The organism is Nocardia sp. CDC519, from assembly GCF_059509835.1.
In genome coordinates this window covers 3,288,581-3,304,770 of sequence record NZ_CM183377.1, presented here as the reverse complement: position 1 = coordinate 3,304,770, position 16,190 = coordinate 3,288,581, and the positions used below count along the sequence as shown (strand labels likewise).

Genomic DNA, 16,190 nt, shown 5'->3' with positions numbered 1-16,190 from the left:
AACGTAGACCCGGGCGACCGCCGGTGCCGCTGGGGACACCGTTCGGTCCAGGACCCGGGCGAGCTCGGACGCCGGTACACCACGCTCAATTTGTCGGCGTGCGCTCGGGCGCGGGTTCCTCCGCAGGAGACACGGGTGGTGTCATCAGCCCGCGCCCGGCCGCGGTGATGGCCGTTGCCGCGGCGGCCAGCGCAGCACTCACCCACAATGCCGCCGAGACCGAACCATGGATACCGATGGCGACGCCGGCGACCGCGGGCCCAGCGGCGGCCCCAGCATTGAATGCGGTGGTGGCGAAAGCCCCGCTGAGCCTGGGTGCGGTCGGCGCCGCGGCGCTGACGATACGACCGATCAGAATGGATCCGACCGCGAATGACACGGCGCCGCCGACTACCACCATCAGCAACAGGACGGGCAGCAGCGCCGCGGCCAGTGCCGTGACGGCCCAGACGAGCGGAAGAACGACGACGCCCGCCGCGACCACGAGCGCGGCCTGCCGGTCGGTGCATCGGGCCGCACCACTCACCCCGGCGAACGATCCGACGCCGAACAAGGCCAGCACCACCGGCACCCAGGCCTCGCCGGCGCCGCCGACCTCCGTGGCGACGACGGCGAGGTAGGTGAAGCCTGCGAAGGTCGCCGCGTTCACCAGGGCACCCACCACCATGACGACCCACACTCGTGGCCTCCCCGCGACCCACAGCTCACTGCGCAATGACAGGTGCTCGGCGGGCGGGTGGGCGCGATGATCCCGAGCGGGCACCAGCAGCCACGTCGCGGCGAGCGCGGGCACACCGACCAGCACCACCGCCCAGAAGGCCGACTGCCAGCCGAGCACGTGTCCGAGGGCCGCGCCCGCCGGAACGCCCGCGATACAAGCCACGGTGACGCCGGACAGGATGATCGAGGTCGCCCTGCCGACCCGCTCCGCACCCACCAGCGCAGGCAGAGCGGCCAGTGCGACAGCCAGGAATCCGGCATTGGCGACCGCCGCCACCACTCGCGTCGCTAGCAGCAGACCGAACGTCGAGGTGAGGGCGCCGACGATGTGAGCGGCGACGAACAAGGCCAGGAACCCGGTGAGCGAATGCCGCACGGGCCAGCGGCTCGCGGTTACCGCCATCACCGGCGCACCGATGATCATCCCGACCGCGAACATCGAGGTCAGCAGGCCGGCCGAGCCGATCGGCACGCCGAGATCGGCGGCCATGGGTTCCAGCAGGCCCGACAGCATGAATTCCGAAGTGCCCTGGGCGAATACTGCTGCGGCCAGGACGAATACCACCATTGGCACGATAGGACTCCGAGAGGTGTGATGAGACGAATCCGCCGTCGGCCGGGGATGGCTCGACGACGAGAGCGGAATGCGCGCACGATGCGCGGTACCTCGAGCCCGGCCAGATCTGGGCCGCGAATGCGGCACGACGCGGCATCGTGGGCGCATGCGCCGGCGGTGACGATCGAATCGTCACCGCGTATCGCTACACCACAACGCCACCTGGCAGATCGGCCAGATGGCTATCGTCTGGAGGCCTCCGGGGACATCACGGCGGAGACGCTAGCAAGGTGCGTCGAGGTTGTGCGACTGGTTTTCCGTCGAATCGAGCGCGCGGACACCGGGCGCCGTCACGGCGGCAGCTGCCGCGTATTCGCTACCACCCGCGCGGCGAGAGACCGACGCTGCGCACCGTCTCCTCGGCAAGCCGGTGCAGCGCCGCCGAATTCGGAACGAGTTCGGGGGCGAGACTCACCAACGCCAGCGTGTAGGTATCTCGGTCGCGGGACAGGTAGCCCGACAGACGGGTGCGTGGGCGTCGGGCGAAGGTGAGGCCGGGGTGGATGGCGCGGGCGGCGATGGCGGTGCACTCGTGCGGGCCGAAGCTGTGCAGGCTCGGGGGGAGGGTGCCGATATTGGAGCAGAGGATGTCGCGTTCGCCCGCGCCACGAGACATGGTGTAGGCCAGGCGGTCCGGGACCAGCTGCAAAGTTTCCTCGGGTAGACCGGCCGGGCTGGTCATCCGGTGCTCGTAGGCCGTGCGGGCCTTCGCGCGAATCACGCCGGGTGAGTCGGCCCGGGTGACGGTGATCGCGGTCATGGCGAGATCGTTGTCCACCCGGGGTTCGTCCCTGGTGTCGACGGGCAGCGCGGCGTCGATCGTCGATGCGGGAAAACCACCGGCCCACAGCGTGTTCGCGACACACCAGATGAACAAGCTGTTGGCGGTGCCCCCGGAGGTGGCGGCGATGCGGTCCCATTGCTCGGCATCGAGGCACAGGATGGCGCCGATGGCCGGCAGCGGGGTGGCGCAGGGGTCGTCTGCGGTGTTCGCGGTGCCGATCGACTGCCGCATCCCCTCGGCGCGCGCGTGATCGCGGCCGGTGATGGCAGGTGGTCGAGCAGCGCCGGACCCCGGAGCGCGACCGGCCGCGCTCGTGTGAGCGGCCGGGGAGGTCCACCGCCTCAGCACGGATCCCAGTACCGCGGTGGTGCCGCCGAGCACCGTCGCGAGCTGCGCCCATGCGTCGGCCCAGTCGGAGTGCGGTTCGGTGGCCGGCTCGCAGGTCTGCCCGGTCAGGGCCGCGTCGACGGCGATGATCAGGCCTCGGGCGTCGGCCAGGACGTGGGAGCAGGTCAAGGCGATGACGGTGCCGCCGTCGTGCACGGGGGCCGAGGACAGCCGCCAGCCCGGCGCGTACTCGGGGTCCAGGTCGCCGCCGAGGGTGTCGGCCCAGCCGAGCACCTCGCTGGTTGCGACCTCATCGTGCAGGTCCAGTGGATGCGCCCGGACGGTCGCGTGCCAGGACCGGCGCGCTCCCGGCACTCGCGCACGGACGACCCGCCGGCCGAGCGGGCCACGGCGCAGGCGCGCGTGCAGGTCCCGCAGCAACCGGGGCTCGACTCGGTCGCCGGTGCGCCACAACCCTTGCAGGGCGATGGGTGTGCCGAGGCCACGGTGGGTGCGCAGGAAGATCTCGTCGACAACGGTGAGTCGGGTCGGATCGCTCCCGCGCCCGGTCATCGCGTCATCCGAATTCGCCGTGGCGGCCGGCACCAGCGGCGAACCGGGCCGCACCGTCGAGGGCGCCGTCCATCAGCGCGCGCATACCGTGCCGGAATTCGTTGCGCAGGGCGGCGTCTTCGTCGAGCCCGTCCTGCTCCAGCAGTGACATCCGGTCCGAGCGCAGACACGTCTGCGGTAGCGCCGCGAGTTGTGCCGCGATCTCCTCGGCTGCCCTGCGGGCATCGCCGGTGGGCACGACACGGCTGACCAGGCCCATCTCCAAGGCTTCCGGTGCGCTGACCGGGCGGCCGGTGAGCACCATGTCCATGGCGCGGCCGGTGCCGACGATCCGCGGCAGCCGGACGGTGCCGCCGTCGATCAGCGGAACGCCCCAGCGGCGGCAGAACACGCCGAAGGTGCTGTCCTGCTCGGCGATCCGCAGATCGCACCACAGCGCGAGCTCGAGCCCGCCCGCCACGGCATAGCCGGAGACCGCGGCGATCACCGGTTTGGACAAGCGCATCCGGGTGGGCCCCATGGGGCCGTCGCCGTCCTCGGTGACCTGGTTGGAGTTCTCCCCGCCCATCGCCTTGAGGTCCGCGCCGGCGCAGAACGTGCCGCCATCGCCCCACAGCACCGCGACCGCGGCGTCGGGATCGGCATCGAAGGCCCGGAAGGCCTCCGCCAGCGCCCGCGCGGTCGGCCCATCGACGGCATTACGTGCCTGCGGCCGGTGCAGGATCACCGTGGTGACCGGGCCGGCGTGTTCGACTCTGACGCTCATCTGACCGACCATACGGCCTGATACCCCCTTGTGTGAAGAAGTGAATTCGTGCTTCACTTCTTGCGTGGTGTACCGCAGAACCCCCGCCGTACAGGCCCGGCTCGACGCGCAGGCCGCACTGATCGTGCAGGCCGCGACCAGGGTGCTGTCCCGTGATGGTTTCGCCGGGCTGTCCATGGCCGCCGTCGCCGCCGAGGCCGGCGTGGCCACCGGAACGGTGTACAAACACTTCGAGGGCAAGGCCGATCTCGTCACGGGGGTGTTCCGCAAGGTGGTCACCCGTGAGGTGGAGGCCGTCGCGGCGGCCGGTTCCGGCGGCGATGCCGCGCAGCGGGTCAGCGCGGCGGTCGAGACGTTCGCCGTGCGCGCGCTCAAGAATCCGAAACTCGCCTACGTCCTGCTCGCCGAACCCGTCGACGCGGCGGTCGACGCCGAACGCCTGCGCTTCCGGCGCGCCTTCGCCGAGACCTTCGAATCCGCAGTGGCCGACGGCGTGGCCCGCGGCGAGCTGCCGCCCCAGGACGCCCGCATCAGCTCCGCCGCCATGGTCGGCGCCATCGGTGAGGTACTGGTCGGGCCGCTGGCCCACGCACCGCATACCGAATCGGTCGTGCCGGAGTTGGTGTCCTTCGCCCTGCGCGCGCTCGGTGTGCGCCGCGGTCCGCACCCGGATATCAGCTGGCCGTCCGCAGCCGTCTCCACCACGGCACCCACCGCCGAGCTGCCCGTCTTCGGCACCGCGCCCGGCGCGCCCCCGTCCGTCCCCGATCCCGCCCGCACCGATGGCACGGCGACCATGCCGATGCCCGTGGTCAACCTCCCAGGAGCGCACGATGCAGACGCATGACGTTGTCAACCAGGTCCCGCCGATCGTCCCGTTCGACTTCTCCCGCAATCCGGCGCTGATCGAAGGCCTGCACCGGGAGGGCGCTGGGTGGGCCGAGGCCGAGGTGCGCGAGCTGGGGGTGCTCGCGGGTGGAGCGCGCGCCCAGGAGTGGGGCAGGCTGGCCAACGAGAACCCACCGGTGCTGCACACCCACGACCGCTACGGACACCGCATCGACGAGGTCGAGTTCCACCCGTACTGGCACGAGCTGATGAACGTCGCGGTCTCGCACGGCCTGCACGGCGCGCCGTGGCTCGACGAACGTCCCGGCGCGCACACCGCGCGCGCGGCGAAGTTCTTCACCTGGGGCTCGGCCGAGGCCGGCCACATGTGCCCGATCTCGATGACGTACGCCGTGATCCCCGCGCTGCGCAACAATCCGGAGCTGTCCGCGCGGTACGAACCGCTACTCGGTTCGCGCACGTACGATTTCGGCCTGCGCGAGCCGTCGACCAAGGCCGGTCTGATCGCGGGCATGTCGATGACGGAGAAGCAGGGCGGCTCCGACGTCCGCGCGAACACCACTACCGCCACCCCGCGGCCGGACGGCTCGTACCGGATCGTCGGGCACAAGTGGTTCACCTCCGCCCCCATGTCGGACATGTTCCTCACCTTGGCGCAGGCCCCGGGCGGACTCTCGTGTTTCCTGCTGCCGCGCGTGCTGCCGGACGGCACCCGCAATCCGATCCGCATCCAGCGGCTCAAGGACAAGCTGGGCAACAAGTCCAACGCCTCCTCCGAAATCGAATACGAGAACGCCTCCGGCTGGCTGGTCGGCCCGGAGGGCGCGGGCGTCAAGACCATCATCGAGATGGTGAACATGACCAGGCTCGACTGCGTGATCGGTTCGGCCACCGGGATGCGGGTGGGCGCGGTCTCCGCGGTACATCACGCGCGTCATCGGGAAGCCTTCGGCGCCAAGCTGATCGACCAGCCCGCGATGGCGAACGTGCTGGCCGATCTGGTGATCGAATCCGATGCGGCCACCACGGTCATGATGCGGCTGGCCGGCGCCACCGACCGCGCGGGCAGTGATCCGGCCGAAGCGGCGCTGCGCCGGATCGCGCTGGCCGTCACCAAGTACTGGGTGTGCAAGCGCGCGCCGTCGCATGCCGCGGAGGCGCTGGAATGCTTCGGCGGCAACGGATATGCCGAGGAATCCGGGATGCCACGGTTGTACCGGGAGGCGCCGCTGATGTCGATCTGGGAAGGTTCGGGCAATGTCGCCGCGCTCGATGCCCTGCGCGCGATGGGGCGCCAGCCGGAGACGGTCGAGGCCTATTTCAACGAGGTGAACCTGGCCCGTGGCGGAAACCCGCGCCTGGACGACGCCATCGACCGCGTCGGCAAGGAACTGTCCGACCTCAGCGATATCGAGTACCGGGCCCGCCGCGTGGTCGAGCTGATGGCGTTGGTCCTGCAGGGCGCGCAATTGGTGCGGCACGGCCACTCCGCGGTCGCCGACGCCTTCTGCGCCACCCGGCTCGGCGACGACTGGGGCATCGCATTCGGCACCCTGCCCACCGGAGTCGATACCGCCGCCATCATCGAGCGGGCGTTCGTCGCCTGACACGCCTGCGCTCACCGCGGTGCAACGGCCGCCGCCGGCTCGACGGAGCCGGTGACGGCCGATCGCGCGAGTACTGTCACGGCGGTGACGGACGAGCTCGAGACGACGGTCGATGCACTGGCCGAGCGGGTGCTGGATCGGGCCGGAGGCTGCCGGGGCCGGTACCTGCTCGGCATCGCAGGCCCGCCCGGGGCCGGTAAGTCGACGCTGGCCGCGGCGCTGCGGGCAGCCGTCGACGCCGCGGCCGGGTCGAATGTCGCCGAACTCGCGCCGATGGACGGCTACCACCTGCGCAATGCACAACTGCGGGCCATCGGGCGGCTGGCAGGCAAGGGCGAACCCGATACCTTCGACGTCACCGGGTTCGTCGACGGCCTGAACCGGTTGCGGCATACCCCGATCGGCGCACCGGTACCGTGGCCGACGTTCGACCGCGCCACCGACGAGCCGACACCCGCTGGCATCGTCGTCACCCACCAGCGCATCGTCATCGCCGAGGGCAACTATCTGCTGCTCGACGACGGCCCCTGGTCGAAGGTGCGGCCACTGCTGGACGAATGCTGGTATCTGACCGCCGACCGGAACACCCGCGTCGAACGGCTGCTGCACCGCCACCTGCGCGGCGGCCGCGACGACACCGCCGCGCGGGCCAAAGTGCACGACAGCGATATGGCCAATGCCGACCTGGTGGCAGGCACCGCGCACCGAGCCGACCTTGTACTGCACGAACGCGACTCGCACTACTTCATCGGCTGAGTGAGCTCGGCCGACCGGCGCGGCGACATCCGTCACCGGCTGCCGGCCGCAGGAACAGCATCACGGCACAGCACTGTGGACCGCGCACGCAACCGGTCGCAATTCGCCAACGCTTGGCGTGTATCACCACCGGGCGCACTCCCTCGGCCGATCATTGACCGATGACGGCGACCGCACGGCCCTCCAAGAGCGCACACGCCTTACGCAATGTCGCCACGGTGGTGTGCGCGCTGCTGCTGTTCTACTTCGTCCCCGTCGGCTACGACTTCGCCGACGACTGGCCCGGCCGGATCCTCACCCTGCTCGCCTTCGCCGCCGGCGTGATCGGGTTGTGCTGGCTCGGGTACCGGCGCATCACCCAGTACGTCGCCGCCATGGAAGACACCACCCGGCGCATCGACGGCCTGCTGCTGCTGGTGTCGGTGGTCGTGGTGTTCTTCGCGATCTTCTACTTCGTGCTGGAGCAACGCGATCCGGAACAGTTCGACGGCCTCGACACCCGTACCGATGCGCTGTACTACACCGTGTCCACGCTGGCCACCGTCGGCTACGGCGACGTGCACGCCGTCGGCCAGGTGGCCCGCATCGCCAGCACCGTGCAGATGCTGTTCGACCTGGTCGTCATCGGAACCGTGGTGGCGGTACTGACGACGAGCATCACCCACCGGCTGGAGGCACGGAAGCCCGCGGACCGCGACACGAATTAACCTGGTGCCATGCCGGATTCCGCCGAATACGAACAGATCGCGGCGGTGAGCGCGCACGGTGTCGCGCCCGCCGCACCGGAAGAAGTCAGCGCGGCATTGGCCGGACTCACCTTCGATCAGCCGGATTGGCGGGCCGTGCGCTGGGACACCGAGGACGGAATCGCGACACCGGGCTCGAGGTCGGGCGCGGACACCGGCGGGCCCCACCCCTGACGGGTCGGCAGCACCCCCGCCCAGACACCGCCGAGGGCGATATCGTCCGCGTCGTCCTTCGGCCCGCCCGCCCGCGTCTTCACCGACGCCTCGGTGAGTTCGAGCGCGAGCACAGCGGTCGCGGCGAGCTCCTTCTTGTTCGGCGGCCGCACCCGGTCCCAGGAGCCCGGCGCCGCATGTTCGACGATCACCCGCAGCCCGTGCAGCCGCTGCCGCGGATCGGTGACCTCGACGGCGCGGCCGAGCACCACCGCGGACCGGTAGTTCATCGAGAAATGCATGGCCGAGCGGGCGTAGACGACCCCGTCCACCAGGGTGACGGCCACTGAGACATCGTGTTCCAGCGCGGCCCGCAAGTTGCCCGCTCCGGTGGATCCGTGCAGGTAGAGCAGGTTTCCGTCCCGGCCGTACGCGGTGGGCAGCACCACGGGAGTGCCGCCGAGCAGCACTCCGAGATGGCAGACGAGGCCTGCGTCGAGCACGGCGTCCAGCTCGGCGCGATCCTTGCCTGCGCGATCCTTCAGCCGCGTGGGTGTACTGCGCGGGGTCGGCGAAAGCGGTGGCCGGAGCGGTGCGTGTTCGGTCATGGCTCTACCGTGCCGGGTACAGTGGCATCCTTGAATAGCCAATTCTGATCGAGTTCGAAAGGCCACTTGATGTCCGAGGTGATCGCCGAGCTGCTCGACCTCGATCGCCGCGGCGCCGCGCCGCTGTCGGTGCAGCTGGCCGACGGGCTGCGGCAGGCGGCGACCTCCGGCGTGCTACGCGGCGGTGACCGGCTGCCGTCGTCTCGGTCGCTGGCCGCTCAGCTCGCCGTGAGCCGGACCGTGGTCGCCGCCGCCTACGATCAGCTGCATGCCGAAGGCTGGCTCACCGGCCGGCGCGGCTCGGGCACGTATCTCACCGCCGCACCGGCACCCGCACGCCACGACACCGCCGAGCCGGCCGCGGTCTCCGGCACGTCCACACTGCTCGATCTACGCCCCGGCGCGCCCTGTGTCCCCGCTATCGACCGCCCCGCATGGCGCCGGGCCTGGCGGGCGGCCGCGGACCGCGAACCGGTGGTCCGCAAGGATCGCGCGGGTGAGCCGCGGTATCTCGCGACGGTCACCGATCATCTGCTGCGCCATCGCGGGCTGAGCGCCGCAGCCGGAACCGCGATCCTCGCGACCGCAGGGGCGAGTGCGGCGGTGAACGAAATCGCTTGCGCCGTCTTGCGCCCCGGTGACAGCGTCGCGATGGAAGATCCCGGCTATCAGCGGGCGGTCGGAGCGTTTCGGGCGGCGGGAGTGCGGGTCCTGCCGGTCCCGGTGGACGACGAGGGCCTGCGCGTCGCGGAGCTACCTCGTGACGTCAAGGCTGTCTATTGCACTCCGGCACATCAGTTCCCACTCGGCGAACGAATGGCCGCGCGCCGCCGCGTGCAGCTGGTCGACTACGCGCGGGCCAACGATGTTCTGCTCATCGAGGACGATTACGACGGCGAATTGCGTTACGACACAGCTCCGTTGCCTTTGCTGGCGGCGATGGCGCCGGATGTGGTCATTCATCTCGGCACGACCAGCAAGATCCTCTCCCCCACTCTCGGCGCGGGCTGGCTGGTCGCCACACCCGAGATCACCGACGCCGTGCTCGCCTACCGGGAACAGATCGGCAGCGCACCGAGCCCGGCCGGCCAGCTGGTCCTGGCCGAACTGGCCGCACACGGCGACCTGGCCCGCCACCTGCGCAGGCTCCGCCGCACGATGCCACCGCGGCGGGCATTCGTCGTGGACGAACTCACCCGCCGCGGGCTGGCCATCCGCGGCGACGATGCCGGTTCGCACCTCGTCATCCCGCTGATGAGCGCCGACGCCGAGCAACGCGCCGTCACCGAGGCAGCACGCCGCGGAGTCGCCCTGGACGGCCTGGCCCGGCACCACATCGGGCAGCGCCGCACCTTCGGTGTGGCATTGGGCTACTCAGCACTGGCCGACGATGAACTCGCCACCGCGATCCCGATCGCCGCCGAATGCCTCGCCGACGCCGGCTCGTGAACGCCGCCGACGATCGGCCACACCGCGATCAGACGTCGCGGCGGACGGGCGCCGTCCTGCGCTCCTCGACCGACCTTGACCCGCGACGACCTCACCATGCGCGTCCACCCGTGCGGCGCGAATCCGTCACCGTCACGCTCAGCGGCGTCGCAGCCCGGGCTCGAGCAGGGCAGGGGTGGCGTCGTGCTTTTCGTGCGGGGCCAGATCGAGGCCCGGCGCGACGATCGCATCGATGGCGTCGAGCACCTCGGCGGTGAGCACCGTGTCCGCGGCGGCGAGCTGGGAGCGCAGGTGGTCCATGGTGCGCGGCCCGATCAGCGCCGTGGTCACCGCCGGGTGTGCGGTGACGAAGCCGAGTGCCAGCTGAATCATGGTCAGGCCGGCGTCGTCGGCGACGGCGGCCAGCTGTTCGACGGCGTCCATCTTGGCCTTGTTGGCCGGCACCGTGAGGTCGTAGCGATCCGGCATGAGAGTCGAGCGGCTAGTGGTGATCTCGCGTCCGGCCCGGATCGCACCGGACAGCCAGCCCGAGGCCAGCGGGCTCCACACCAGTACGCCGAGCCCGTACTGCTCGGTCACCGGCAGCACATGGGCCTCGGCGCCGCGTTGCAGGATCGAATAGCCCGGCTGCTCGGTGACGTAGCGGCCGAGCCGATGTTCGCGGGCCGCCCACTGCGCCTCGACGATGCGGTAGGCGGGGAAGGTGGAGGAGCCGAAGTAGCGGATCTTTCCGGCGCGCTGGAGATCGGTCAGCGCCGAGAGGGTTTCCTCATCGCTCGTGCTCGGGTCCCAGCGGTGGACCTGGTAGAGGTCGACGTGCTCGACGCCGAGCCTGCGCAGGCTGTCGTCCAGCGCTCGGACCAGCCATCGACGTGAGCTTCCGCGGTGGTTGCGCTCGTCGGACATCGGCATGCATGCCTTGGTGGCCAGCACGATGTCGTCGCGGCGGCCCGCGATGGCGCGGCCGACCATTTCCTCTGATTCGCCGCGGCCGTACATGTCCGCGGTGTCGATGAGGTTGATCCCGGCGTCGAGGGCGGCGTCGACCATCGCGGTCGCCTCGTCCTGGCCGGTGCGGCCGATACTGCCGAAGTTCATTGCGCCCAGCGCCAGCGTGCTGACCTGTACGCCGGTGCGTCCCACACTGCGGTACTGCATGCCCAGTCCTCTCGAAATGCACCGCGACCCGGTGCGTGGGTGGAGCCGACTCGCCCGCTCTGGCATCCTGAACAAGCGGAACAATGTTCCGATAAACACCATACGGAACAATGTTCCGGTTGCCAACCGGAAGTACGAAGGGAGCGGCTCCGTGCCCGCTGACGGCAGCGAATCACCGACCCCGCGCAAGCGCGCGGACGCCCGGCGCAACGAGCAGACCCTGCTCGACGCTGCCGCCGCCGCCTTCGTCGCCTCGGGCGTCGACGTCCCCGTGCGCGATATCGCGGCACGGGCCGGTGTCGGTGTCGGCACGATCTACCGCCACTTCCCCACCCGCGCCGACCTGATCGTCGCGGTCTACCGTCATCAGGTCGAGGCCTGCGCGGAGGCGGGCCCGGCCCTCCTGGCGGCCGTCGCCTCACCACACGCGGCGCTGGGGCGCTGGATCAATTTGTTCGTGGACTTCCTGGTCACCAAACACGGTTTGGCCGAGGCCCTACAGTCCGACGACGCCGCCTTCGAGGCCCTGCACGCCTACTTCCTCGATCGCCTGGTTCCCGTGTGCGCCCAACTGCTCGACGCCGCCACCGCCGCAGGCGAGATCGCCGGCGATGTCGAGGCCTACGAACTGATGCGCGGCGTGGGCAACCTGTGCATCGGCGCGGGCAACAATCCGCGCTACGACGCGCGCAGGCTGGTCGGGCTGCTCATCGCCGGGCTGCGGTGCGGCTAGTCGCTCGACCCTTCGAGGCGCGGACAGCGGCCGTCCTGCGCCTTTCGGAGCGGCGTGGCCGAACCTTCCCGAAGCCCACGCGAGGCAAGAATCGGAACAAAGTTCCACCAAGCGGCGCGCATGTCCACCCGCGAACCACCAGCCCGCTGCAGCCCGAATCTGTCGGTGGCCGCAGGTAACCTGAATCGCGTGCCCGAACTACCGGAAGTGGAGGCGCTGGCGCAGTTCCTGCGAGAGCATGCCGTCGGCGCGGTGGTCGGACGCGTGGACGTCGCGGCGCTGAGCGCGGTCAAGACCTTCGACCCACCCGTGACGGCACTGTCCGGTCGCGACGTCACCGGTGCGGGCCGGTGGGGCAAATTCCTCGGCCTCGACTGCAGCGGGATCTGGCTGATCACCCACCTCTCCCGCGGCGGATGGCTGCGCTGGACCGATAACCCCAGCGCCACCCCGCCCAAGCCCGGCAAGGGCCCGCTCGCGCTGCGGGTGCATTTCTTCACCCCCGAGGGCGCCACCCCGGCCTTCGACCTCACCGAGGCCGGCACGAAGAAGCGGCTCGCGGTCTACATCGTCGAGGATCCGCAGCAGGTGCCGGGCATCAGCAGGCTCGGTCCCGACGCGCTCGACGTCACCGAGGACGAGTTCGCGCAGCTACTCGGCGCGAGTACGCAACGGATCAAGACCGCGCTGGTCGAACAGTCGCTGCTGGCGGGCATCGGCAACGCCTACTCCGACGAGATCCTGCACACCGCGCGCATTTCACCGTTCGCCACCGCGAAATCGCTCTCGCCGGAGAAGGTGTCGCAGCTGTACGAGGCCATGCGCACGGTGTTACTGGATGCCGTGCAACGCTCCGTCGGGCAGGACGCCGCGCGGCTCAAGGGCGAAAAGCGTTCGGGCATGCGGGTACACGCCCGCACCGGCCTGCCGTGCCCGGTCTGCGGTGACACGGTGCGCGAGGTGTCGTTCGCCGAGCGGTCCTTCCAGTACTGCCCCACCTGCCAGACCGGCGGCAAGATCCTCGCCGACCGGCGCATGTCGCGCCTGCTCAAGTAGCGCTCAGCCGAGATCCACTTCGCGCTGCTCCACCAGCCTCGGCATCCGCACGCCCTCCCACGCCAGCCGGCGCGCCTGCGCCGGATCGTGTTCGACCCGGCTCGGCGCGTCGATGATCAAGGTGCTGCGCCTGCTCTCGGTGTAGGCCGGCCAGGACGGCAGCGGTGCGCCGGTGTGCGCGAAACGCAGCCAGTTGTCCTGGAACTGCCTGGTCACCGACACCAGACCGCGCCGCCCACCGGCCGCGGTGAGCGCCCGGCCGAAGGGGCTGTCCACGACGCCGAACACCGGGATGAGATCGGTGGCGTGCGTGGCGCCGAGCCCGGCCAGCCGGAGCGCGCGCGGCGCGTAGTCGTAGCGGTAGGCGTAGGTCGGCGCGTATTTGCTGTGCCCGGCCATCACCTCGATCGACGGCCGCCAGAACACGAAATCGCCGCCCGCCCGGATGGCGGCCTTCGGCGCCGGATAGCCGGGGTAGGCGGCGCGCACCCTGGCTTCGGCCGCATCGTCACCGATGGCCGCGTGCAGGCGTTGCGGCGTGGTCGGCAACGCGTCGTCGGCGAACTTCGCGAACAGGGTGCCCTCGTTGTTGCAGGTGCCGATGATCAGCGGCACCCGGTGGGCATTGCCGTCGGCGATCGCGTCGATCGGCGCCTGCGGCAACAACGTCCCGTCGACGACGGGCGCGGCCGCGAAGAACCCGGGCCGTTCCTGCAATGAAGCGCGCATCGCCCGGCCGAACGCGCGATGGATGGCGTAGGCGTCGGCCTCGGCCAGGACCCGCAGCGCGGTGTCCGGCGTCGCGCCGAGCGCTTCCACGCATCGGCGGGCGACCAAGCGTGCGTCGTCGGCCGTCAGCGCCCAGTCGGCGGGCGCACTCTGCGCGATCGCCTGGTGGAACAGTCCCGCCGCCGACGGCGTGGCGAGCAGGCTCAGTACCGCGTGCGCGCCCGCCGATTCGCCGAAGATCGTCACATTGCCCGGGTCGCCGCCGAAGGCCGCGATATTGGTGCGCACCCACTGCAGCGCGGCGATCTGATCGCGCAGGCCCAGATTGGAGTCGAACGGCCGCGCGGCGCTGCCGAACTCGCCGAAATCGGCGTAGCCGAACGCGCCGAGCCGGTAGTTCAGCGACACGACAATCACCTCGCCGCCCACCGCCAGCCGCGCACCCGAGTAGAGACTCAGCGCCGATGTGCCGAAGAGGTAGCCGCCGCCGTGGATGAAGACCATGACCGGCAGCGGCGTGTTGCCACGCGAGACCGGCGCGGTGACGTTGAGCGTCAGCGCGTCCTCACTGGTCGGCTGATAGCGCCGGGCCCCGATCTGCGCACCGGTGCGGTGCTGCATCGCGGCGTTGGCGAATTCGGTGGCCTGGCGGACTCCGGTCCACGGCTGCACCGGACGCGGCGCACGGAAGCGCAGCTCACCCACCGGCGCCGCCGCATAGGGAATCGACCGCCAGCGCATTACCCGGCGGCCCCGGTGACCGCGAACGACGCCGTCCGCGGTCGTGACATCTGTCGACGCGACCATTTACCGATGGTAACGACAACTGGCGCGGGGCCAACAGAAGTAAACCGAAATTCGCAGGCGAATCGCCCACCGGATCCGCGACCGTGCGCAAGACTGAACCCGTGCTCCGACGAAGCCACGGACGTGGCTCAGGCCACATTCCCGCATTCGCTCCCATCCCGCCGTACGGCCACGGCGAACCTCCTGTCATGCGGGCGAGGAGACGATCATGACCAGAGATACGGGTCCCATCCCGTTCATCGGCCCCATCGCCCCCGATGACCTGGCCGGTGAGCAGGCGGCCTGCCCGGTCCGGCACGGCAACGGCGAGGTCCGCGCCAGGCTCGACGGTCTGCTGAAATCCACCGCGACCGGTGACCGTGAGGCCTTCACCCGTTTCTATCGCGAGACCAGTCCGCGGGTCTTCGGGCTCGCGCTGCGGGTCCTGCGCAGCCCAGCGGCGGCCGAAGAGACCACCCAGGAGGTCTTCCTCCAGGTGTGGTCGTCGGCCGATCGCTACGATCCGGCGATGTCGAGCCCGATCGGCTGGCTGATGATGATCACCCACCGGCGGGCGGTGGACCGGGTGCGCAGCGAGAGCTCCGCCGCGGGCCGCGACGCCGTCTACGGGCACACCCACCTCGGCCGCGATCACGACATCGTCGCCGAAACGGTCGGCCAGCGCCTGGACGAACAGGCCGTGCGCGACTGCCTCGACACGCTGACATCCACACAACGTGAAGCCGTCGCCCTGGCCTACTACAGTGGCCGCACCTACCGGGAGGTAGCCGACCACCTCGCCTCACCATTGCCGACCGTCAAAAGCCGCATCCGGGACGGGTTGAAGCGCCTCCAGGACTGCCTGACCGGAGTTACCCGCTGATGACCGACGCGCCCCCACCCGAGCATCCCGACGATCACGACCTGCTCGATCTCGCCCACCCCTACGCCCTCGACGCGGTCTCCGACGCCGAACGCGAGAGCATCGAACACCGCCTGCGCGTCTGCGATCCGGACATCCGCCGCGCCTTCGACACGATCGTGCGCGAGGTGCGCGAAGCGATGGGCGCCCTGTCGATACTCGATGCGAAGGCCCCTCCGCAAGAATTGGAAGGGCGCATCCTGGAGGCGATCGGCGAACGCGACGACACCGCCGCACCCGACCGCGCCCCCGGCGACGAGCACGGCTCCGACGAACTCGCCGCCGCGCGGCTGCGGCGCCGCAAGTTCATGCGCTGGACCGCCGCGGCTGCCGCGGTTGCCGCCGTGGTCGCGATCGGCGCCGCCGTGCTCGGTCAACGCACCGAGGAGCAGCCGCCCGCCCGCATGGTGACCGCGGACCAGGTGCTGCGCCAGCCCGATGCCCGCACCGAGACGAGTCCGGTCAGCACCGGCGGCACCCTCATCGCGCATATCTCCGACGAGCTGGATGCCGTCGCGATCACCTTCGACGCGGTGCCCGCACCGCCGACCGGCCAGGCCCATCAGCTGTGGTTGATCGGCCCGGAAGGGGTGCCGCGATCGGCCGGTGTGCTGAGCGATCTGCCCACGGCCGAGACGCCGTACGTCACCGAGTTCGCGGCCGCCGATCAGCTCGCGATGACCATCGAACCCGCCGGCGGCTCACCTGGCCCGACCACGGACCCGATCGCCGCGCTGCCGCTGTCCTGAAGCGCCTGCCCGCGCCGCGCTGTGTCCGACGCGGGCGGGCACGGCTCGCCGGACCTGCGGTCACCGGATGCGATCCGATCGCCTGGTTGCGGAGCTACCGGCA

The 16,190-nt window shown here is 70.5% G+C and carries 15 protein-coding genes; 9 read left to right on the top strand and 6 right to left on the bottom strand.

Features of this window, described 5'->3' with window-relative positions; translation table 11 throughout:
- Positions 1 to 85 precede the first annotated feature (85 nt).
- The 3 genes from AC5W7N_RS14635 to AC5W7N_RS14625 all read right to left on the bottom strand — a co-directional run bounded on the left by AC5W7N_RS14635 (position 86) and on the right by AC5W7N_RS14625 (position 3,786).
- The gene (locus AC5W7N_RS14635) at positions 86 to 1,294 is read right to left on the bottom strand and encodes a Cmx/CmrA family chloramphenicol efflux MFS transporter (protein WP_495921726.1); all 1,209 of its coding nucleotides are present in this window, start codon (positions 1,292 to 1,294) and stop codon (positions 86 to 88) included.
- Between the two features lie 358 nt (positions 1,295 to 1,652).
- Entirely contained in the window at positions 1,653 to 3,020 is a 1,368-nt protein-coding gene (locus tag AC5W7N_RS14630) for a hypothetical protein (protein ID WP_163811239.1), read from the bottom strand.
- Between the two features lie 4 nt (positions 3,021 to 3,024).
- A complete protein-coding gene (locus AC5W7N_RS14625) occupies positions 3,025 to 3,786 on the bottom strand; it encodes a crotonase/enoyl-CoA hydratase family protein (RefSeq protein WP_163811236.1) in 762 nt (253 codons plus the stop codon).
- A gap of 64 nt (positions 3,787 to 3,850) precedes the next feature.
- Here AC5W7N_RS14625 and AC5W7N_RS14620 point away from each other — a divergent pair, with 64 nt between their 5' ends.
- The 4 genes from AC5W7N_RS14620 (at position 3,851) to AC5W7N_RS14605 (ending at position 7,705) form a co-directional block, all read left to right on the top strand.
- Positions 3,851 to 4,633: a TetR/AcrR family transcriptional regulator gene (locus AC5W7N_RS14620; RefSeq protein ID WP_495921725.1), complete on the top strand. Its 783-nt coding sequence runs from the start codon at positions 3,851 to 3,853 to the stop codon at positions 4,631 to 4,633.
- On the top strand, positions 4,620 to 6,242 hold the full coding sequence (locus tag AC5W7N_RS14615) for an acyl-CoA dehydrogenase family protein (protein ID WP_495924024.1): 1,623 nt from the start codon (positions 4,620 to 4,622) through the stop codon (positions 6,240 to 6,242). The genes AC5W7N_RS14620 and AC5W7N_RS14615 overlap by 14 nt, the downstream gene beginning before the upstream one ends.
- Before the next feature lie 84 nt (positions 6,243 to 6,326).
- A complete protein-coding gene (locus AC5W7N_RS14610; protein WP_163811230.1) occupies positions 6,327 to 6,998 on the top strand; it encodes a nucleoside/nucleotide kinase family protein in 672 nt (223 codons plus the stop codon).
- 161 nt (positions 6,999 to 7,159) lie between these two features.
- Positions 7,160 to 7,705 carry a potassium channel family protein gene (locus tag AC5W7N_RS14605; RefSeq protein WP_495924023.1) on the top strand — a complete coding sequence of 182 codons (546 nt, stop codon included), beginning with the start codon at positions 7,160 to 7,162 and terminating at the stop codon, positions 7,703 to 7,705.
- A 116-nt stretch (positions 7,706 to 7,821) separates the two neighbouring features.
- Here the strand turns inward: AC5W7N_RS14605 and AC5W7N_RS14600 are convergent, their stop codons facing one another.
- The gene (locus tag AC5W7N_RS14600) at positions 7,822 to 8,505 is read right to left on the bottom strand and encodes a pyridoxamine 5'-phosphate oxidase family protein (RefSeq protein WP_163811226.1); all 684 of its coding nucleotides are present in this window, start codon (positions 8,503 to 8,505) and stop codon (positions 7,822 to 7,824) included.
- Positions 8,506 to 8,574: 69 nt separating this feature from the next.
- Here AC5W7N_RS14600 and pdxR point away from each other — a divergent pair, with 69 nt between their 5' ends.
- Entirely contained in the window at positions 8,575 to 9,954 is a 1,380-nt protein-coding gene (gene pdxR / locus AC5W7N_RS14595; RefSeq protein ID WP_163811224.1) for a MocR-like pyridoxine biosynthesis transcription factor PdxR, read from the top strand.
- Between the two features lie 138 nt (positions 9,955 to 10,092).
- Here the strand turns inward: pdxR and AC5W7N_RS14590 are convergent, their stop codons facing one another.
- Positions 10,093 to 11,112: an aldo/keto reductase gene (locus tag AC5W7N_RS14590; protein WP_495924021.1), complete on the bottom strand. Its 1,020-nt coding sequence runs from the start codon at positions 11,110 to 11,112 to the stop codon at positions 10,093 to 10,095.
- Between the two features lie 151 nt (positions 11,113 to 11,263).
- On the opposite strand from AC5W7N_RS14590, the gene AC5W7N_RS14585 reads away from it, so the two are divergent.
- Positions 11,264 to 11,845, top strand: coding sequence for a TetR/AcrR family transcriptional regulator (locus AC5W7N_RS14585; protein ID WP_495924020.1), 582 nt, complete (start codon positions 11,264 to 11,266; stop codon positions 11,843 to 11,845).
- A gap of 189 nt (positions 11,846 to 12,034) precedes the next feature.
- The gene (locus AC5W7N_RS14580; RefSeq protein WP_194991451.1) at positions 12,035 to 12,901 is read left to right on the top strand and encodes an Fpg/Nei family DNA glycosylase; all 867 of its coding nucleotides are present in this window, start codon (positions 12,035 to 12,037) and stop codon (positions 12,899 to 12,901) included.
- A 3-nt stretch (positions 12,902 to 12,904) separates the two neighbouring features.
- On the opposite strand, the gene AC5W7N_RS14575 is transcribed toward AC5W7N_RS14580, so the two are convergent.
- Positions 12,905 to 14,437, bottom strand: coding sequence for a carboxylesterase/lipase family protein (locus AC5W7N_RS14575; protein ID WP_495924018.1), 1,533 nt, complete (start codon positions 14,435 to 14,437; stop codon positions 12,905 to 12,907).
- 208 nt (positions 14,438 to 14,645) lie between these two features.
- Between AC5W7N_RS14575 and sigK the strand changes: the two genes are divergently transcribed.
- Together sigK and AC5W7N_RS14565 are read left to right on the top strand one after the other, a co-directional pair.
- Positions 14,646 to 15,299: an ECF RNA polymerase sigma factor SigK gene (gene sigK, locus AC5W7N_RS14570; RefSeq protein WP_163811214.1), complete on the top strand. Its 654-nt coding sequence runs from the start codon at positions 14,646 to 14,648 to the stop codon at positions 15,297 to 15,299.
- Positions 15,299 to 16,087, top strand: a complete 789-nt coding sequence (locus AC5W7N_RS14565; RefSeq protein WP_495924016.1) for an anti-sigma factor — start codon at positions 15,299 to 15,301, stop codon at positions 16,085 to 16,087. The genes sigK and AC5W7N_RS14565 overlap by 1 nt, the downstream gene beginning before the upstream one ends.
- Positions 16,088 to 16,190 lie beyond the last annotated feature (103 nt).